General features: G+C 66.0%; 19 protein-coding genes. 5 read left to right on the forward strand and 14 right to left on the reverse strand.

The genetic code is table 11. From position 1 onward, the window contains the following. Positions 1–114: 114 nt before the first annotated feature. On the reverse strand, positions 115–762 hold the full coding sequence (locus VKT83_03730) for a recombinase family protein (protein ID HLY21557.1): 648 nt from the start codon (positions 760–762) through the stop codon (positions 115–117). A 292-nt stretch (positions 763–1,054) separates the two neighbouring features. Between VKT83_03730 and VKT83_03735 the strand changes: the two genes are divergently transcribed. Further along, on the forward strand, positions 1,055–1,963 hold the full coding sequence (locus VKT83_03735; GenBank protein ID HLY21558.1) for a site-specific integrase: 909 nt from the start codon (positions 1,055–1,057) through the stop codon (positions 1,961–1,963). 143 nt (positions 1,964–2,106) lie between these two features. Here the strand turns inward: VKT83_03735 and VKT83_03740 are convergent, their stop codons facing one another. Then, the gene (locus tag VKT83_03740; protein HLY21559.1) at positions 2,107–2,622 is read right to left on the reverse strand and encodes a YqhA family protein; all 516 of its coding nucleotides are present in this window, start codon (positions 2,620–2,622) and stop codon (positions 2,107–2,109) included. Positions 2,623–2,896: 274 nt separating this feature from the next. Between VKT83_03740 and VKT83_03745 the strand changes: the two genes are divergently transcribed. Then, positions 2,897–3,130: a hypothetical protein gene (locus tag VKT83_03745; GenBank protein HLY21560.1), complete on the forward strand. Its 234-nt coding sequence runs from the start codon at positions 2,897–2,899 to the stop codon at positions 3,128–3,130. Between the two features lie 10 nt (positions 3,131–3,140). On the opposite strand, the gene VKT83_03750 is transcribed toward VKT83_03745, so the two are convergent. Genes VKT83_03750 through VKT83_03780 form a run of 7 tightly spaced genes read right to left on the reverse strand, consistent with a single transcriptional unit; the run spans position 3,141 to position 9,130 of the window. Then, positions 3,141–4,070: an ABC transporter permease gene (locus VKT83_03750; GenBank protein HLY21561.1), complete on the reverse strand. Its 930-nt coding sequence runs from the start codon at positions 4,068–4,070 to the stop codon at positions 3,141–3,143. A gap of 5 nt (positions 4,071–4,075) precedes the next feature. Beyond that, complete coding sequence (locus tag VKT83_03755) at positions 4,076–5,044, reverse strand: ABC transporter permease (protein ID HLY21562.1); 969 nt, start codon at positions 5,042–5,044, stop codon at positions 4,076–4,078. 29 nt (positions 5,045–5,073) lie between these two features. After that, positions 5,074–5,748, reverse strand: a complete 675-nt coding sequence (locus VKT83_03760) for a cysteine hydrolase (protein HLY21563.1) — start codon at positions 5,746–5,748, stop codon at positions 5,074–5,076. Positions 5,749–5,761: 13 nt separating this feature from the next. Next, entirely contained in the window at positions 5,762–7,381 is a 1,620-nt protein-coding gene (locus tag VKT83_03765) for an ABC transporter substrate-binding protein (protein HLY21564.1), read from the reverse strand. A 49-nt stretch (positions 7,382–7,430) separates the two neighbouring features. Then, complete coding sequence (locus VKT83_03770) at positions 7,431–7,859, reverse strand: cupin domain-containing protein (GenBank protein HLY21565.1); 429 nt, start codon at positions 7,857–7,859, stop codon at positions 7,431–7,433. Between the two features lie 31 nt (positions 7,860–7,890). After that, a complete protein-coding gene (locus tag VKT83_03775) occupies positions 7,891–8,091 on the reverse strand; it encodes a 2-hydroxymuconate tautomerase (GenBank protein ID HLY21566.1) in 201 nt (66 codons plus the stop codon). 13 nt (positions 8,092–8,104) lie between these two features. Beyond that, positions 8,105–9,130: an LLM class flavin-dependent oxidoreductase gene (locus VKT83_03780; GenBank protein ID HLY21567.1), complete on the reverse strand. Its 1,026-nt coding sequence runs from the start codon at positions 9,128–9,130 to the stop codon at positions 8,105–8,107. Between the two features lie 290 nt (positions 9,131–9,420). Between VKT83_03780 and VKT83_03785 the strand changes: the two genes are divergently transcribed. Continuing rightward, entirely contained in the window at positions 9,421–10,101 is a 681-nt protein-coding gene (locus VKT83_03785) for a hypothetical protein (protein ID HLY21568.1), read from the forward strand. Positions 10,102–10,136: 35 nt separating this feature from the next. Here the strand turns inward: VKT83_03785 and VKT83_03790 are convergent, their stop codons facing one another. From VKT83_03790 to VKT83_03810, 5 genes are all read right to left on the reverse strand, one after another. Beyond that, positions 10,137–10,295, reverse strand: coding sequence for a hypothetical protein (locus VKT83_03790; GenBank protein HLY21569.1), 159 nt, complete (start codon positions 10,293–10,295; stop codon positions 10,137–10,139). Between the two features lie 84 nt (positions 10,296–10,379). Beyond that, complete coding sequence (locus VKT83_03795; protein HLY21570.1) at positions 10,380–11,192, reverse strand: GGDEF domain-containing protein; 813 nt, start codon at positions 11,190–11,192, stop codon at positions 10,380–10,382. A 979-nt stretch (positions 11,193–12,171) separates the two neighbouring features. After that, a complete protein-coding gene (locus VKT83_03800; GenBank protein ID HLY21571.1) occupies positions 12,172–13,494 on the reverse strand; it encodes a DCC1-like thiol-disulfide oxidoreductase family protein in 1,323 nt (440 codons plus the stop codon). Beyond that, positions 13,494–14,201, reverse strand: a complete 708-nt coding sequence (locus VKT83_03805) for a DUF5819 family protein (GenBank protein ID HLY21572.1) — start codon at positions 14,199–14,201, stop codon at positions 13,494–13,496. The genes VKT83_03800 and VKT83_03805 overlap by 1 nt, the downstream gene beginning before the upstream one ends. Positions 14,202–14,311: 110 nt before the next feature. After that, complete coding sequence (locus VKT83_03810; protein ID HLY21573.1) at positions 14,312–14,905, reverse strand: hypothetical protein; 594 nt, start codon at positions 14,903–14,905, stop codon at positions 14,312–14,314. A gap of 334 nt (positions 14,906–15,239) precedes the next feature. Between VKT83_03810 and VKT83_03815 the strand changes: the two genes are divergently transcribed. Together VKT83_03815 and VKT83_03820 are read left to right on the forward strand one after the other, a co-directional pair. Beyond that, a complete protein-coding gene (locus VKT83_03815) occupies positions 15,240–17,162 on the forward strand; it encodes a PAS domain S-box protein (GenBank protein ID HLY21574.1) in 1,923 nt (640 codons plus the stop codon). After that, positions 17,125–17,511, forward strand: coding sequence for a response regulator (locus VKT83_03820; protein HLY21575.1), 387 nt, complete (start codon positions 17,125–17,127; stop codon positions 17,509–17,511). The genes VKT83_03815 and VKT83_03820 overlap by 38 nt, the downstream gene beginning before the upstream one ends.

Genomic DNA, 17,511 nt, shown 5'->3' on the forward strand with positions numbered 1-17,511 from the left:
CAAAACGAAAGAGGCCCGGCTGCCCGGGCCCCGGTGTCGAGAAAGGAGATCCTTTCGCGACACTTCCGAAGCGATGGGATCTGCGTACAGCCTCGCCACACGCGCCACGCTGCGCTAGGACAGCCGCGGCGCCGTCGCTGGCCGTGGACGCGAACCCCCCTTTCTCGACAGCGCACGGGAGACGGTCGAAACAGTCACGCCGAGCCGCTTGGCCGCCGCTCGCCGGGATAGGGCTTCCGTCTCGATCGCCGGGCGCAGCGTGTCGAGCTCGCCGTTCAAGGCCAGCGGCCGGCCCACGTGCTTACCTTGCTTCTTGGCGCGAGCCATCCCCGCCCGGACACGCTCTGCGATCAGCGCGCGCTCGAACTGCGCGAACGACGCCAGGATGTTGAGCATCAGGTCTCCCACCGGCGACGTCCCGGACGTGTCGAGCCACGGCTCCGAGTAGGACCGGAGGCCGACGCCCCACCGTCGGAGCTGTTCGACGGTCGTCGCCATGTGCGCCACCGACCGAAAGGCTCGATCCAATTTCCAAACGAGGATGACATCCACGCGCCGCTTTGCCGCTTGGTCGAGCAGGGTGCGCCATGCGGTCCGGCCGCGCAGATCCGTGGCCGAAGCGTGATCGACATATTCGCCGGCGATCGTCCATCGCTGCGCCGCGGCGAAGTCCCGGAGCGGCAGGAGCTGTGTTTCGGGCTCCTGGTCCTTGTCCGAGGTTGAAACGCGAGCATAGATGCCGACGCGCAGCGTCGTATTCATACGGCCTGCTCGCTCAGTCGTGTCTTGAGGCGCCGGAGCGTCAGTTCCGTCACGATGATTTCATCCCGCGCGCGCGGCATGGTCGAACGGCAAGAAGCGGGACAAGTGGATCACGTTCGGCACCCGCACCGAAGCTGAGGCCGCGCAGCGGGAACTGGCTGCGCACACGCTGGCTCATTCGGCCGGCGTGGGGCTCTACAGTTCCCCACGGGAACGGCTCGGTCCGTACCTTGTGGACTGGCTCACCCGACAGACGCGACTCGCGCCGAAAACCCGGCGCTGGTATGACGTGATGGCCGCACAGGTGAAACGGGACCCGCTCGGCGGGATCCCGCTGGCCCGGCTCACGCCGCGGGCGCTCGAGTCGTTCTATGCGCGCCTCCTCGCTTCCGGGTGTTCGTCCACGACGGCGCTGCACTACCACCGCCTACTCCACAAGGCGCTCCGGGATGCGGAGCGGCAAGACCTCATCATGCGGTCCCCGGCCACCGAGGCCGAGGCACCGCGGCGGGCTCGGGTGCGGCTCGACGTGTGGACTGAAGCGCAGACGCTCCTATTCCTTTCCGACGCGAAGGCGTCGAGCCCGCACTATCCGCTGTACCTGTTCCTCGTCGGAACTGGGGTGCGGATCGGAGAAGCCCTTGGGGTGACGTGGCGGGACGTTGACCTCCAGGGCGGGACCGTCACGATCGCGCAGGCGTTGCAGCGGCCGAAGGGCGGCGGGTTTGTCCTGCGTGACCCGAAAACTCGGAATGGGGCGCGGACCATCGCGCTATCGGAGGAAGTGCTGACCTCGCTGCGAGAGATTCGGGCCCGCCAGCGGCAGGACCAGCTCCGGCGTGCCCTCTGCCCGGCGGGGGCCGACTGTCGCCAGCAGCATTGTGAAGCGTGGCACGCGCTCGACTTGGTGTTTACGCAGGTGACCGGCAAACCGCTCCATGACAACAATGTCCGGTTGCGCGACCTCTATCCGATGTGCAAGCGGCTCGGGCTCCCGTGGCGTCGGGCGCTACACGGATTTCGTCACGCTCACGGGTCCTACCTGATTCAGCGCGGTGTGTCGGTCAAGGTGGTGCAGGAACGGCTCGGTCACGCGACCGCGGCGTTCACGCTCGGGACGTATGTTCACGCCTTGCGGGGGATGCAAGGGCAGGCGGTGGCGGCCGTATCGGCGATGCTCAAAGAAGGGATGCCGGCGTGATCGGGCTCTGCTACCCGCCTGCTACCCTCTCAAACAGACGGACCAAGCTGGAAACTCAGCATTTGCAGGCCCTGGCGCACTTGTACTCCCGGCTCATAACCGGCGAATCTAGGTTCGACACCTGGCGGGCCCACTTTTGCGCCTCATGTTCCGCTCCTGAGCGCGCTGAGATACAGGGCCGCACCGATCAGGAGGATGCCGAGAGCCATGTACAGGAGTTCAATCGGCTTTCCATAGTCCAGGCGGAGACTCTGCTGAAAAAATTCAATCACGAGGGCGAGCAGCACGACCCGCCCGAGACGCTCTTTCAGATCGTCGACGCTTTGGATGATAAGCGTCCGTGGCGCGTTTTCGGATGCGCCGGCCGCATCGATCCTGGCGATAAACAATTCGTACAGACCCAGCGCGAAGATAATCAGAATCGCCGCCAGTAGGTAGCCCTCCACCATCTGCAATACGTTGCCAAGCGGGACGATGCGACCAAAGGGACCCGCCGCGCCGGTCCCAAAGGATTTCTGCACCGAGCCGACCAATTGCACGGCTTCCAGGGTCGTCACGATGACGACACCGATGGCGGCAGCCGCGACCGCTATGACCGGAACGATGATGATGTAGCGGACGGCCCAGAGGGTCCGCTCGAAGACTTTGATGTGGCTCACCTCTCCGGCGGTCTGCGGTGGTGGTCGGCGAGGCATCCGATCCAGGCTGGCAGGAGGTTCCCTGACACGCCGGTCGTCCCCTGCGAAGCTACTCTGAGCGGCGGGACCGGCGGATTTCTGCGACGCGTTACGCGGCCAAAGAAGGGGATAAATAGGCTATACGGCGGCACTCTCCGCGGTAGAGCATAAAGGACATCGAAGTTGATTCGTCTAATACCGCGGCGCCGGGCAGTCAACAATCGCCGGGGGGCCTGGGAGGAGGAACTCACAACCGATGTCCCACGGAGACGGACGGCCGGAGCGTCGCGACGCGTCGATCCCGGGGAAATGGCAACGGACGCAGTTTGAATTCTCCTCCAAGCAGATCGCCGCTTTCGGCTTCTCCGAGCAGGTCGTCGAGTATTGCCGTCAGCGCGCCCGCGAGACGAAACGCCTGCCCCATGAAATTCTCATCGACATCGTGGAGATCGCCGTTCGGGCACATCTGCCGACGTCGTCCACTCGCTAAGTTCTAAAACTCAGACGGCCGTGCGCCGGCCGATCTGCGCCGCGTGCGGGTTCAGGGCGACGCTGAGTCCGTCGCCGATGATGTTGAGCAGCAGCACCAGCAGGAAGATCGCGGCGCCCGGGAAGGTCGGCACCCACCACGCCGTCGTGGCGTACTGCAGACCATTGCTCAGCATCCCGCCGAGGCTGATCACGTTCGGGTCGCCCACGCCGAGGAAGCTCAGCGAGGCCTCGCTGAGGATCCCGTAGGACGTCAGAATCGCCATCATCGCCAGCACGGGCGGCAGCGCGTTCGGCAGGATCTCGCGGAACACGATGCGGCGATTGGAAGCGCCGCAGGCCCGAGCACTCTCCACGAACTCCGCCGCCTTGAGCGACAGCACCTCGGCGCGGGCAATCCGCGCGATCTGCGGCCACCCTGTGATGCCCAGCAGCAGGATCACGCTCGCGAAGCGGCCGCCGAACAAGTACGCGACCAGCAGCGCGAGAAAGAACCCCGGGAGGATCAGCAGCGCGTCGGCCGTCCGCATCAGCACCGCCTCGACCCAGCTGCCGTAATAGCCGGCGAGCAGCCCGACGACCAGTCCGATCGAGATCGCGATCAGCGCGACCGACAGCCCCACCAGAAACGACGCGCGAATGCCGTAGGCCATTCTCGTGAGCACGTCGCGGCCGAGGTAGTCGGCGCCAAGAAGATGCGCCGCCGACATCGGCTGCAGCGTGTCCGTGGACATCGTGTTCGGATTCCACGGCAGCACCATGTGCGCCGCGAGCGCGCCGAATCCGAGCGCGGCCAGCGCGCACAGCGCGGCCATCGGCACGGGCTGGCGGCGCAGCGCCAGCCACACGTACTGCGTCCGTCCAAGCCGCCCGCCGGCGGCGGGCCTCCCCCCGGCGCGGGGCCGCGGCAGCGCCGTGTCAGGCGTGGCGGCGGGGCCCACCGGCATCACCCATACCTGACGCGGGGATCGAGCAGGGCGTACACCAGGTCCACGGCGAGGTTCGCCAGCACCACCCCGCTGCCGATGATCATGAAGAAGCCGAGCACGACCGGATAGTCGTGTTCGAGAATCGCGCCGAAGATGATGCGTCCGGTGCCCGGCCACGCAAACACGATCTCGGTCATGACGGCGCCGGCGAACATTGTGCCGAGCTGCAGCCCGAGGACCGTGACCACCGAGCGCATCGCGTTGCGCAGGGCGTGTTTGTAGAAGACCTTGTGCTCGGTCAGCCCCTTCATCCGCGCGGTCATGAGGTAGTACTTGCGCGATTCTTCGATGATCGCCGCGCGGGTGAGACGGGTGAACGACGCCGAGTACCACCAGGCGAGCACGCCGAGGGGCAGCACCATGTGCCAGGCGACGTCGGCGGCTCTCGCCAGCCCTTGGGTGGACGCCCCCAGCGTCGCCATGCCCTGCGTCGGGAACCAGTGCAGCGTGCTCGCGAAGACGACGATGAAAATCACGCTCAGCCAAAACGGCGGCGTGGCGTAGCTCACCAGCGACGCGGCGCCGATCGCATAATCCACGCCTGAACCGGCCCGGCGCGCCGCCGTCATCCCGAGAAACACGCCGCCGATCGCCGCCAGCAGCACGCTCGGGATCATGAGCAGCAGGGTATTGGGCAGGGCGTCCGCGAGGATGGCGGCGACCGACTGAAAGTTGATCTGCGAGTACCCGAGATTTCCGCGGGCGACGTTCCCCACGTAGGCGAGATACTGCGCCCAGAGCGGACGGTCGAGCCCCCAGGCGTGGCGGATGTTGTCGAGCGCCTGCGCGCTGACGGCTTGTCCGCCGTAGAGGTAGGTGACCGGATCCCCCGGCGCCACGTGAATCAGCACGAAGGCCGTGGTGATCACCACGCCCATCAGCACCAGGCTCTGGACCAGCCTCCCCGCCACGTACCGATGGGTCATGCGCGCAGCGTCACATCAGCCGCGTCACATCATCGAGGGACGGCGGCATCCCAAGCCTCGAGGATCTCGCCGGACCTGGTCGGGACGGCGAGCCGGCGGAGGAACCGCATCGCGTCGTCGTGGTACTGCGGCTCCATCGGCCCGACGCAGTCCTCCGGCACGACCGGAAAGAACCCCACGTTCAACGCGTGCCACGCGGTCGGCAGGATGCCGACCTCGGTGGCGATCCCGGTGTGGATGAGCGTCCGGACGCGGTGCAGCCGGAGCACCACCTCGAGCGGCGTCCCGATAAACGCGTCCACCCGGAACTTCCGGATGATGATCTCGCCCGGCTGGGGCTTCAACTCGTCGATCGTCGCCCAGCCGGGCGTGTCCTCCACGAGCGCGTTGAGCTTCCAGCTCTCCGCCGGGTCGGTGAGGCGCTGGTAGTCGGACCGGATCCGCACGTCGGTGACGCTGCCGAAGTTCGGCAGGTTGGTGTACTGCGTGTACATCACCCGGACGCCGCGCCGCCGCGCCTCGTCGAGAAACCGGACCAGCGGCGGCAGAATGCGGCTCACGTCGATGCGCCGGCCGGCCCGGTCGTACACGCCGCCGGCGCCCGTGTTGTCCTTCTGCATGTCGTGCACGATCACGGCGGTCTGCTGCGGATGGACGATCTCGGCCAGCGACTCCGGAATCTCCCGGCCCTGAAACGTCAGCACGGTGTCCCCCCTGCTAGCTCGTGATGCGGGCGTCTTCGACGGACTGCATCGTGCCGACCAGGGAATCGACCGGGTGCACGCCGGCGACGTAGCTGTACCACAGGTCGACCCCGTTCGCGCTGTACAGCGGCATCATCGGCACTTCCTGATGCACGAGCGTCTGGATCTGCGAGTACACCGGCCGCCGCTTCGCCCGATCCGTCGTCGCCCGCGCCTGCTGGATCCACTCGCTCACCTGCGCGTTGCTCCAGGCCGAGAAATTCGTCCCGCCGGGCTGTGCGTTCTTCGCGTTGACGTACTCGCAAATCGCCGCGGGGTCCATCTGTTTGGAGATGAACAGCGTCCACAGGCAACCCGCGGTGTCCTGGCGCCGGATGCGGCCGATGTATTCTCCGTACGTATAGGCCTTGATGTCCGCCGCGATGCCGACCGCGCCCAGCATCTCCTTGAGGGCCTCGGACAGTTTGACGCGAAAGCCCTCGGTCGCGAGGATGGTGACCGGGAAGCGCGTGCCGCCCTTCCGGGGCAGGCCCGCTTCGTCCAGCAGCGCGTTCGCCTTCGCCACGCTGTAGTCGTACGGCGCGATGTGGGGCTCGTGGGCCCACTTCGTGGCCGGCGTATCGAGGATCAGCGACTCCTGCGGCCGGCCGAAGCCGAACAGCAGGGTCTTGACGATGAAGGCCTTGTCGATCGCGTGGGCCAGCGCCTGCCGCACCTTCACGTTGTTGAACGGCGGCTTGGTCGTGTTGACGAACAGATACTGCCCCCAGTTCTGCTCGTACTCCGACGAAACCATCCCCGCGGGCTTCGCCTCGACGATGCGCCGCATCTGGTCGTACGGGGGCCCCCCGGGGATGCCCTGGGAGAGGACCGCGTCGAGTCCGTGGTTGAGGAACGACAGCAGGCCGGTCGACGCGTCGGGCGCGACCTTGAAGAAGACCTGATCGATGGCCGGCTTCGGCGCCCGGAAGTAACTGGGGTTCCGGGTGAACGAGATGTGATCACCGTGCTGCCACTCGGTGAGGATGTACGGACCGGAGCCGACCGGCTGGCGGAGATACTTGTTGGTGCGCGGATCGCTCCCCCCCCACAGATGCGCCGGGATGATCCCCATGGGCGAGATGAACGGCAGCATGAGCACGTTCGGACCGTCGAAGCGAAGCACGGCCGTGTACTTGTCCGGCGTCTCGACCGTCTTGAGGTTCGACAAGAAGGCGCCCAGCGACGAGGCGACGTTCTGATCGACGAGCAGCTCATAGGTGAACTTGACGTCCTCCGACGTCAGTTCTTTGCCGTCGGTGAATTTCACGCCGGGCTCGAGGGCGAAGGTGAACATGTCGGCCCGATCGCTCACCTTCCACGACTTGGCGATGCCGGGCACGAGCTGGCCCGCGGGACTGTAGTCGGTGAGCCCGTTATAGACCAGCCGGTTGGTCTCCGGCCAGTTCGTCGACTCGAGCACGGGATTGAATCCGAAGACCGGCTCGCTCTGCAAGATCCGCAGCGCTTTGGGCGCCGCGCCGGACGCCGGCCCGTGCTCGGCCAGCCACGCGAGCGACGTCGACGCGAGCGCCGCGGCCGCCGCGGAGCGCACAAAACCCCGTCTGGTGATCCGTCCCCCCTTGCTGCTCATTCGCGATCCCCCATCCCTCTCGATTCGCGTTGTCTTGCCTGCCGCTACGCTACTCGCGTGTTGCGCGGGCCGCGGCATCCTTGAGCTGCTGCGCGCGCTCCGGACCGACGATGGGCTCGAGACTGGTGGACGTTCCCCCGATGCCGAACACGTTGACCGCGGGTTCGCCGGTGGCGCGGAGGATGTAGCGATACCCCTTGGGGAGGTAGATCTGCTGCCCTTCGCGGACGACGACGTCGCCGCGGTCCCCTTCGCCGCCCTCCCAGATGAGCCGGATGCTGCCCTTCGCCACGTAAAACGACTCTTCGCTCTTGCCTTCCCACTTCAGGTCGGCCATGTCCGGCTCATGATTGCAGACGCCCATCCGGAGGGCCTCGCTGCCGACGGTTTCCCGGCAGATGGTGTATCGCGTGTGCATGCCCTTCGTAAGATCCATCGCCGGGAGGTCGGCGGCGGTCAGCTTGACGACTTTTGACATCACGTGTGCTCCTCTCTACGAGTGGACCGGATCACCGTTTCTGCGCCTGCCGGTCGGGCTGCAACACCCCGCCGATGGCCCAGTTCTCCCGCTTGATCTCCTCGATGATGACATGCACCGCGTCGGCCGGGTTCCCCGTCACCCGCGCCACGACCGCGGTCAGATCGCGCGCCAGCTCCCGTTTCTGATCCATGGAGCGTCCCTCGTACATCTCGACCCTGACGATCGGCATGCCTTTCCCCCTCTCAGTGAACTGCCGCCGCCACGCGCGGCACGACGTCGGTGACAAACCGCCGCAGGACGTCGCCGACGGACCGGCCGCGCGGCGCGTGCGGACGCACGATCACCCGGGTGATGCCGGGCCGCATCGCGGAGGTGAGCTGTCCCGCGACATGGACCGGATCGCCGGCCAAGACCATCCGGTCCACCGCCTCCGGGGGCAGCAGATGCGCCGCCTCCGCCGCCCGCCGCAGATCCCCCGCGGCGGCGATGTCGACAAACGCCTGAGGCAGCGCGATGCCGAGCCGCTCGAGATAATCCCAGTGCCCGTATCCGGCTGCCACCCGCATCGCGACGCGCCCCCGCATCACGGCCTCCGCCTCGGCCTGATCGTCGCTGACGCAGGCTTCGAAGCGAAGGGCGATGTCCAGCCCGGCGAGGGGCCGTCCGGCCTTCTCCGCGCCGCGTCTGATGCCGTCGAGGAAAAAGTCAACCGCGGACGGGAGCACCGTGTTTGGGATCATGATGCCGTCGGCCACTTCGCCGGCCAGCTCGGTGATGCGCGCGCCCTGCGTGGCGAAATACATCGGCACGTGGCTGCGGACCGGACGGAACTGCAGCCGCCCGGCGTTCAACGAGATGACCTTCCCCTTGACGGTGATTTCTTCGCCGCGGAGGAGGCCGCGGATGAGGGCGACGGACTCCCGCAGCGCCGTCACCGGCTGCACGGCGCGAATGCCCAATTCCCGGAACCCCGTGCTGCCGACGCCCAGGCCCAGCAGCGCGCGCCCGCCGCTCATCTCGTCGAGCGTGGCGATCGTCGAGGCCGTGACGGCGGGGTGCCGCGAATACGGGTCTGTGACGCCGGGGCCGATCTGCGCGCGACGGGTGTTCGCCGCGATCGCGGCGCATCCAAGATAACATTCGCGGAACATCCGGATGTCGGTGTACCAGATCTGGTCGTACCCGAGGTCCTCGCTCAGCCGGGCCAGCTCAACCAGCTCACCGACCGGGTACTCGGCGTTCAGGAGGACGCCCAACGCCAACGCCATCAGATCGGGCCCCTTTCAGTCCGGCGGCCGTCGCATCACTGGGGTGACTGCGGCAACGTGCTCTCATGTGACTTCACATCCACGGCGCGGTTCCCCTCCCGCGCCTCCCGCGATCGCTCCCACGAAGCGGGAGGGCCGCGAAGGTTTCCCCCACGAACTCCCTCACCATGACGACACCCGCCGCATCGAGGACGGATCCGCTGCGCTCCCTGAGAGTCTACACGGCGCCGCGAACCACGCAGACGAGAGGTTTACCCGGACGATACTGGATCGCGTGCCTTGTTGCGGCGGTGGCGAGCGCGGCGGCGGGCGCGGGGATCGGTCTCGCGGAACGGCACGACGCCCCCGGCATGGTGGTGACGAACGTGCGCCCGGATCGAGACAACGTCCGCGAGCTCGGAACCGCCGACGACCGGTTCTCCTACATATGGTCGTACGGGTTCTCCACCGGCCTGCACGGCGTGCAGATGTACGACCGCAAGATCGACCACGCCGGGCCCGGAGGGTTTCTTCAGGAGGAAGTCTGGAACAATCTGCCGGGATACGTGACGGGGTCGACGTATTTCGAGGAGATGTCCGAGGCCTTCTGCGCGGACGACACAACCCGCCGGCAGACGTGGTTCTGCCTCCGCACCGCCCACGATCTCCTCGGCGTCGGCGTCCAGCGCGGGATCGCGATTTTCTCGAGGGGCGGATTCACTCCGACGCACACGTTCGGGCCGGACGGGAGTTTCAACGTCGGGATCCGGCACAACGGATCCGCAAACGCGACGATCTACGCGAACGGCAGCGCCCGTTTCGCCGGGGCGATCACCGTTGCCTCGTGCACCGGGTGCGGCTATGAAGAGAATATCTTTCACCTTGCGATCGCCGGGCTGTTGTGGACGGCGTTCGGATTCGTCGTGTGGCGGATCCTACGCCACGATCGGCGGGCGAAACGCCTGGAGCGCGGCGGCGCCGGTCCTGCATAACCCGCGTGGCATCCGGTTCACGAAATGCGCCGGCGCTATTCGAACACCAGCGTCTTCGTCACCGCGGGCGGGATCCAGCGGTAGGCCAGCATGTAGGCGAAAACGAACGCCCCGGCGGCCAGCAGCAGTGCGCCAGCCTGCGTCGGCAGCGGGATGGCCAGAACGTCGGGTATCGTCGCGCGATAGTGCCACATGAGAAACGGCGTGATCTTGTAGAGCTGATGACCTGATCAAGTCCGGCGCAGAGCCGGCGCGCGCGGGGCGCCGGCCCTCCGCGGTCAAGACAGACGACTAGGCGACGTCGCCTGGCGCGCATCAGCCGCCCCCCGGTTCGTCGCCGCCACCCGGTTTCCGCCGCCGCGCTTGGCCTCGTACAGGGCGGCGTCGGCCCGAACAAGGATCGCGTCGGCGGTGTCCCCGGATTCATAGACGGCGACGCCGAAGCTCGCGGTGATCCATGCCCGGTCGCCCGCCATGGGACGCTCGCGAAGCGACTCACAGATCTCTTCGGCAAGACGCGCCGCTTCCGCAATGCTGTTGCCTGGAGCGAGGATCAGAAACTCCTCTCCGCCCATCCGACCCACGACATCGGTCGCGCGCAGGCGACGCCGCACATGACGGGCCAGAGCAACCAGGACCCGGTCCCCGGTCTGATGACCGTACACATCGTTGACGTCCTTGAAGTGGTCGAGGTCGAACTCGATCACAGCGAGGGGTAATCCAAATCGTGTTGCCACCGCGGTCTCCCGATTGAGTTCCGCCATCAGACTGCGCCGGTTTGGAAGTTCGGTCAGCGCGTCCGTGTGGGCCATCCTCTCGAGAACCTCCTGGGCGGCCAGGGATTCCACGGACTTTTCCCGCTGCCGAGCCAGCTCTGCGAGAACAATGCTCACGGCGGCGCTGGTGAGCAAAAGTGCCCCTGTTGGGCCGAGCGTGGCCAGCGCGGCTGCGGGGCCTCGGACGGTCCATAAGACGGCCGGCGGAACGACCACGGCCAGGTAATATGTGATAATCGCGATCCGGCGACAAACCGCCCCCTCGACGAGAAGCCACGTCGTGATGAGGACGATGGGTGCCCACGCCGCAACCACTTCGACCGTCCGTCCGTTCCCGAACGCCGGTGGGCGGGTGAAGAATAAGATCCCAAGCTGAATCGCAAGATACGTCTGAGTGAGCGCGGTGATGCCAATTCTGAAACCCGGGGCGCTCGGGCGCCTAAGGACGGCGGTCAGTGCGCTCCAAAGACATCCGGCCGCGACCGCGAGTCCGAGTAATTGGACCAGCGGCCGGGGATGCCCGAGCGTGAGTGGCACCAGCGCACACAGAGCTCCTACTACGAGGACAATAGACAGCAGACCGCGTGGCTCCCCTTTAGCCGCCTCGCGCAAGTCGGTCATGACAATTTTTGCAGTCTACCAGAAAATCGCAACGTCTTCGCCCCAGGGACGCCGGTGGATGCGACCGAGATCACCGGCCGGCGTCGAGTCTATAAGCGAGCCTTACGGCGGAGTCAGGTTGGCAACCCAGGCGGTGAGCTGCGCGGTGATGTGCTGCAGCAAACTACCCAACCCGCCCGCCGTCGCGATGAGCGCGAGGACCAACCCGAGGCTCAGCAACACAAGTTCGGACGTTCCATGACCGCCCCCGCCCGGACGATGTTGAGTGTACACCTGTCACCCAGCCCGACTGGCGCGGAGAATGGCTTCCTCAACGATTTCGATCACGATTTCATGGGGCAGGCGATCCGTAGCGCGTGCGCGTTCCCGGCAATAGTCGGAGACGCGCGGAGAGAAGCCGAATCCGTTAATCGACTTCAGCGATAGCTCGAACTGAGCCCGCTTCCAGGCCCCTCGGTGCGAGGAATCACGCCGATCTCGGCGAAAGTCTGCGTCAGACGTAGTCCCGCCCTCCCTATCCCTGAGCCGAGTCATGCCCTCGGGAAGCGGGTTTTAGACCTATCAACCGAGCGTTGATGGTAACCGAAGTTACTTTTTAGGCGCACGGGCCGGACGCGGGGCATTTCTGCCCGCGCCACTCGGACAGTGGCCGCGCGGCCACTCTACTTCAGCGTCACCTGCCGACGGCGCGCGGCGGCGCGCTTGTTGGAACAGCCCCATCGGCGGACCGCGGGCGCCCGTCGCCGTGCACTTCGCACGTGCCGAGATGACACGCCCGGGGGTCCGGGATAATCCTGCGATTCTCCGCGAGGTAACGATAGGCGCGGTCGCCCCAGCCGGACCAGGCGATCACGGCGAGGAGCGGCCGCACGGGCCACAGAAGCGGAAGTTGCCGAGCCAGGACCCGGATGGCCTGGAACCCTCCGACGACCTGCCCCCGGCGAAGATCGACGAGCACCATCTCGGTCTCGAGTCGCGCCGGTGTGAGGTCGGGCGGGACGGGGACGGCCGGATCGCGGAACGAGACAATCTCCACGCGCCCCCGCCAGTCAAGGTTGGCCAGGACGCGGGCCGTCGCGCGGCACGTCGGACAGAAGCCGTCGATATAGAGGCGCGCGGCCGGGGCCGTTCCGCGGACGCGCGCACGGACCCACTGCCTTAGGGTCGCATACTCTCTATCGGTGATCAGGAACAGGTCCATGCCGATCATGAGCGTCCCGAACGCCCACAGCCCCATGAAGATCGCGGTCAAGAAGTGAAATATCATGCCCCACACCAGCCAGGGAACCCTGAACGGCGACAGGATCGCGACGGGAAACATAATCGGGTAGACGACCGAAATATACGTACCCGGCGTCACGATCCAGGGAGATTGCGTGATGTGCTGGAAAAGCGGCGACGAGAATAGCGCGGACTGGCTGCCGTAATACAACGCCGTGCCGTGCTGCCACTCCTCGCCAAACCCCTTGGCGAATCCGGCGAAGAAATACAAAATGGCAACCTGCGCCGCGATCGCGAGGACCCCGATGTTGTGAATCCAGACGCGCAGGGCGCCCGGCGGGACCTGCGCGCGCGGCGGCAGCGTGAGGAGCATGTAGGTGAGCGCAAGCCGCGTGAGGTCGTCGTCCCCCTGACTGAAGGGAAGCCGCCACACGAGCAGCGAGAAACCGGCCAGCGCCAGAAAGACCGACGCATAAAAGCTGCGGCCGGCGAGGAGACCAAGGGCGCCGAGGCCGATCGCCGCCAGCACCGTGTGCGTGCCGGCACTGGTCCGAAAGACAGCATCGAGAACTCCGCCGGCACGCGCGCCAAACAGGCCGACGTACGACTGGCCCGCCGCGACGCCGTTCGGGCCCCATAACGCGTCTGCAAGCGGCCAGTAAATGATCGCCTTGAAGAGCAGCGCGCAGCCGAGCAGGACCTGCATGATCCGGAGACCGGCGCGTTGATGGGGATGATGGGCGAGCCAGCGCCACCCCGCGCGGACGGGGCTCACTAACGCACTTCCACGGCGGGTACCGGCATAGGCGACCGGGTTGGATCTGCGGCATAGACGCCGATCAAGGTGTCGCGAACCTCCCGCCGTCCGGAGCCTCGGTCGGGCCACGGCGTCGCGAACTGGTCGTGGATCTTTAACGCCATCGCGTTGTATTTCGGCGCCGGGAAGCGAGCATTGACAAATTCCGAGCCAAGACGCCACAAGTAGAGAATGGCCTGCTGGCGCGCCTGGACGTGCGCGGCCTTCGCGGCCTCGCAGGCTTTCGCGCCCTCCTCGCGGCACGGGTAGAGGTACCGGAAACTCGCGGGATCTCCGTCCAGATAATCAACCATCTCCACGATGTGGAAATGGCCCAACGCTTCGTCGTATGAAAACGGCATACGCTGTCTGTGCTCCCACAGCGCTCTGGTGAGGTCATACCACCCCGTCTTCGGTACACCGAGCCGGCCCACGGCAGCCGACTCAGCCGGGGTCAGCGGCCGAATCATCAGTGAAAGGTTGTCCGACATCGGGTCGGGGGCGAAGAGGCCCCAACCCTGAGCGAAATACTTGTCGATGTAAGCATTCAGGATCGGCGCGAGAGCGCGGCGGACAGGATTATTATAGAGAACGTACACGCCCGTCAGCGCAAAGTGGAACACCAGCCACGCCAGCAGCGTGACGCGGAGTCCATTGGCCGCCCAAACGCGGATTCGAGAGATCATTCTAGCGCGCCCGCCCGAATTCTCTTAGTCGGCGACACAACAAGACCGGCGGCGGCCACGCGCGGCCGCCGCCGGTCATCTTCCCGATCTGGGGTTGGAGTGCCTGCCGCCTAGTGAGTATTCCCGTGTTCTTGCGTGTTGCCCTGACCGTGCCCGTTGTTATCGCCCTTGCCGGAATCGCCCGCCTCACCTTTGCCGTGGCTCGTCGTGCTGGTGCCGCCGGTCGTCCCACCCGTGGTCCCGCCGGTCGTCCCACCCGTGGTCCCGCCGGTCGTTCCACCCGTGGTCCCGATACCGTGATGAGTGTCATCGTCAATAACCGGCGAATCCGCCGAGACGTCGCCGCGGACCGGGAACACGAGGAGGGTGATCCGCCCGGCGATCTGCTGTGAACCCACCGGCGTCGAGAGGATAACCGCCGGTGTGCCGACAAAGCGGTCGAGAACAGTCGGCGATATCTTCTCGGTTCCCGCCCACACGCCCGTGCTGTCACGCAGCACGACGTACGACTGCGTCCCGCTCGGCGTCGTCATCGTCACCGTAAGCGTCACACAGCTCGGATCGTTGCAGGCTACCGTCGCCAGGATACCCTGTGTTGTATTGATTGGAGTTGGAGCCGGCTGCGCGCTGGCGATGCGGTTTAGCCCAAACCACGCGACCGCGAGAATGATAGCTACCGCACCCACACGCCTCAGGTCAAACATAACAGTTCCTCCCCCGTCAAATGACCACATCCGCTACCTAGTACGCTTGAACCTAGGGTACCTGCTGCGAGGCAGTCTTCAAAGGGTGGGAACACCGATAAGACTTTGCGTCTCTCGGCAGGGATGAAGCAGTATGATCAGCGGGTTTTCCCTGGTATATGGGTGCTGGTGCCCCCGATACCAACCGGTTATGCGGGCGTTCCCAACATCGACCGCCATCCATTGGGTTTGTCGGGGGGGTGACATGCTCATTACGAAGGGAGGTTCCACAGGGCCGCGTTGCACGGGCGTCGAAAAAAGCTCTCAAAATGCGCCCTTCGCGATATTTCCGCCGATGACGCGACGAGCAGTCCGGAAGGGGCAGAAGGCCGGCTCACCGGACGGCACGTCCCCTGCCCTTGTCGACGAGTCGTCGTACGCGGTCGTGCTGATCGGGGGCGACAGCCGGATAGGGTACGTTTCCCCGCAGGCGGTACAGATCACCGGCTATCGCGCCGACGAACTGATCGGCATTGACACGTTCACGCTCATTCATCCGGACGATCAGGAACGGATGCGCGGGCTTTTCGCCGCGTTGCTGTCGCGACCCGGCGCCACCGTAGCGGCGGAATGCCGCGGCGTTCGAAAGGACGGCTCCGTCTGGCGGGCGGCGGCGCGAGGGACCAATCTGATCGACGATCCCGGGGTCCGGGCGATCGCGGTCACCTACCGCGACATCACCGAGAAGCAACACGCCGGGGACGCGCGGCGGACCCCGGAGGAAGCATTCCGCGACAGCGAGGAGCGCAGCCGCCTGATTCTCGCCTCCGCGCGCCAGGCCTATATCGCCATCGATGCCGGCGGCGTGATCACGGAATGGAACACCGCGGCTCAGTTCACATTCGGGTGGACCCGCGCGGAAGCGGTGGGACGCGAACTGGCGGCGCTCATCATTCCGCCGCGCTACCGCGAGGCCCACATCAACGGGTTGAAGCGGTTCGGCGAAACCGGCGAAGCCCGCATCGTTGGCAGGCGGAACGAGTTTCCGGCGCTGCACCGTGACGGGCACGAGTTTCCGGTGGAGTTCTCGATTTCGGTGCTGCGTCAGGGCGGCGCGTATTCGTTTCACGCATTCGTCGCCGACTTGACCGTGCGCGCGCGGATGGAAGCTGCGCTGCGCGAAGGCGAGGCGCGCATCCGGTCAATCGTGGAGTCTACCTCGGAGGGCATCATGTTCGTCTCGTCGGACGGACGGGTGGCTTCCGTGAACCGCCGCGCGCAGGAGATGCTGGCGGTGGATCACGCGACCACCGAAGGAATCAGTTTTGCCGCTGTGCTCGCCCGGATCGGATTTCGCGAGCAAGATCAGCGCGCGCTCAGCGCCGCGGCGCAGGCAGTGCTCGGCGGCCTCGAAGAAGACTACCAGGGCGATGTGGAACTCCCGGCCCGGCGCTTGGTCGTCCACTGGGTCGCGCGGGCCGCTCGCGACAGCACCGGCTTCTTGACCGGATTGACCTTCACGCTCAGGGACGTGACCCAGGAGCGCGAGGTCGGCCGGATGAAATCCGAGTTCGTTTCGTTCGTCACCCATCAACTCCGGACGCCGCTTGCCGGGACCAAGTGGCTGCTGGAGCTGGCCGCGGATGCCGAGGATGCCCGCGATGTGCGCGGGTACATTCAGGACGCCCGCGAGGTCAACGAACGGATGGTCCGCCTGGTCAACGACCTGCTGGACCTGTCGCGCCTCGAGACCGGTGCCCTGCACGTCGATGTGGAGATGACCGACCTGGGTGCGCTCACGCGCAGCGTGGCCAGCGAACTTCAGTCGGTGATCCGGCAGAAAGAGCACACACTGTCGATCGTCGGCGCGTGCGATGTTCCGCCGGTCCCGACCGATCCGAAACTGCTCCGCCAGGTCTTCAGCAACCTGCTCGCCAACGCGGTCAAGTACACGCCGCCGGGAGGGACGATCCGCGTCACGATCCGCCGGGACAGCGAGCAGGTCACTTGGTCCGTGAAGGACACCGGCATCGGCATCCCGGCGCGCGATATTCCGCTGTTGTTCCAGAAGTTCTACCGTGCCGAAAATGCGCTCGCGATCAACGCTGAAGGCACCGGTCTCGGGCTCGCGCTCGTCCGCCTCATCACGGAACGCCTCGGCGGCCGTGTGTGGTGCGAATCTGAGGAAGGACAGGGGACGACCTTTTTCTGTGTCCTGCCGCTCGCGAGGGGGCCGGCCGATGGTGACGCCGCGGCGCACGCAAGTCCTAATCGTTGAGGACGACGAGTTTCTCGGGAAGGCCTGTCACGACACGCTGCGGCGAGACGGGTACCAAGTGGTCGTGGCACATGACGGCGAGGAGGCGCTACGGAAAGTAAAGGCAGACCTCCCGGACGTCGTCCTGCTCGACTGGCTGCTGCCCAAAGTGCCCGGCCTGGAAGTACTCCGGGCGCTCAAGACCGATGCCCGCTCTCGCGACGTGCCGGTTCTTGTACTCTCCAACTCGTCCCGCGAGGAAGACCGGGAGCGGGCTTTGGCACTCGGAGCGGCCGGGTATCTGATCAAGGCAGACCTATCCCTCCGCGATCTGCGCTGCCGCGTCAAGAATGTCCTGAAGGTCTCTTGA

The organism is bacterium (genome assembly GCA_035308905.1).
Lineage (GTDB): Bacteria > Sysuimicrobiota > Sysuimicrobiia > Sysuimicrobiales > Segetimicrobiaceae > DASSJF01.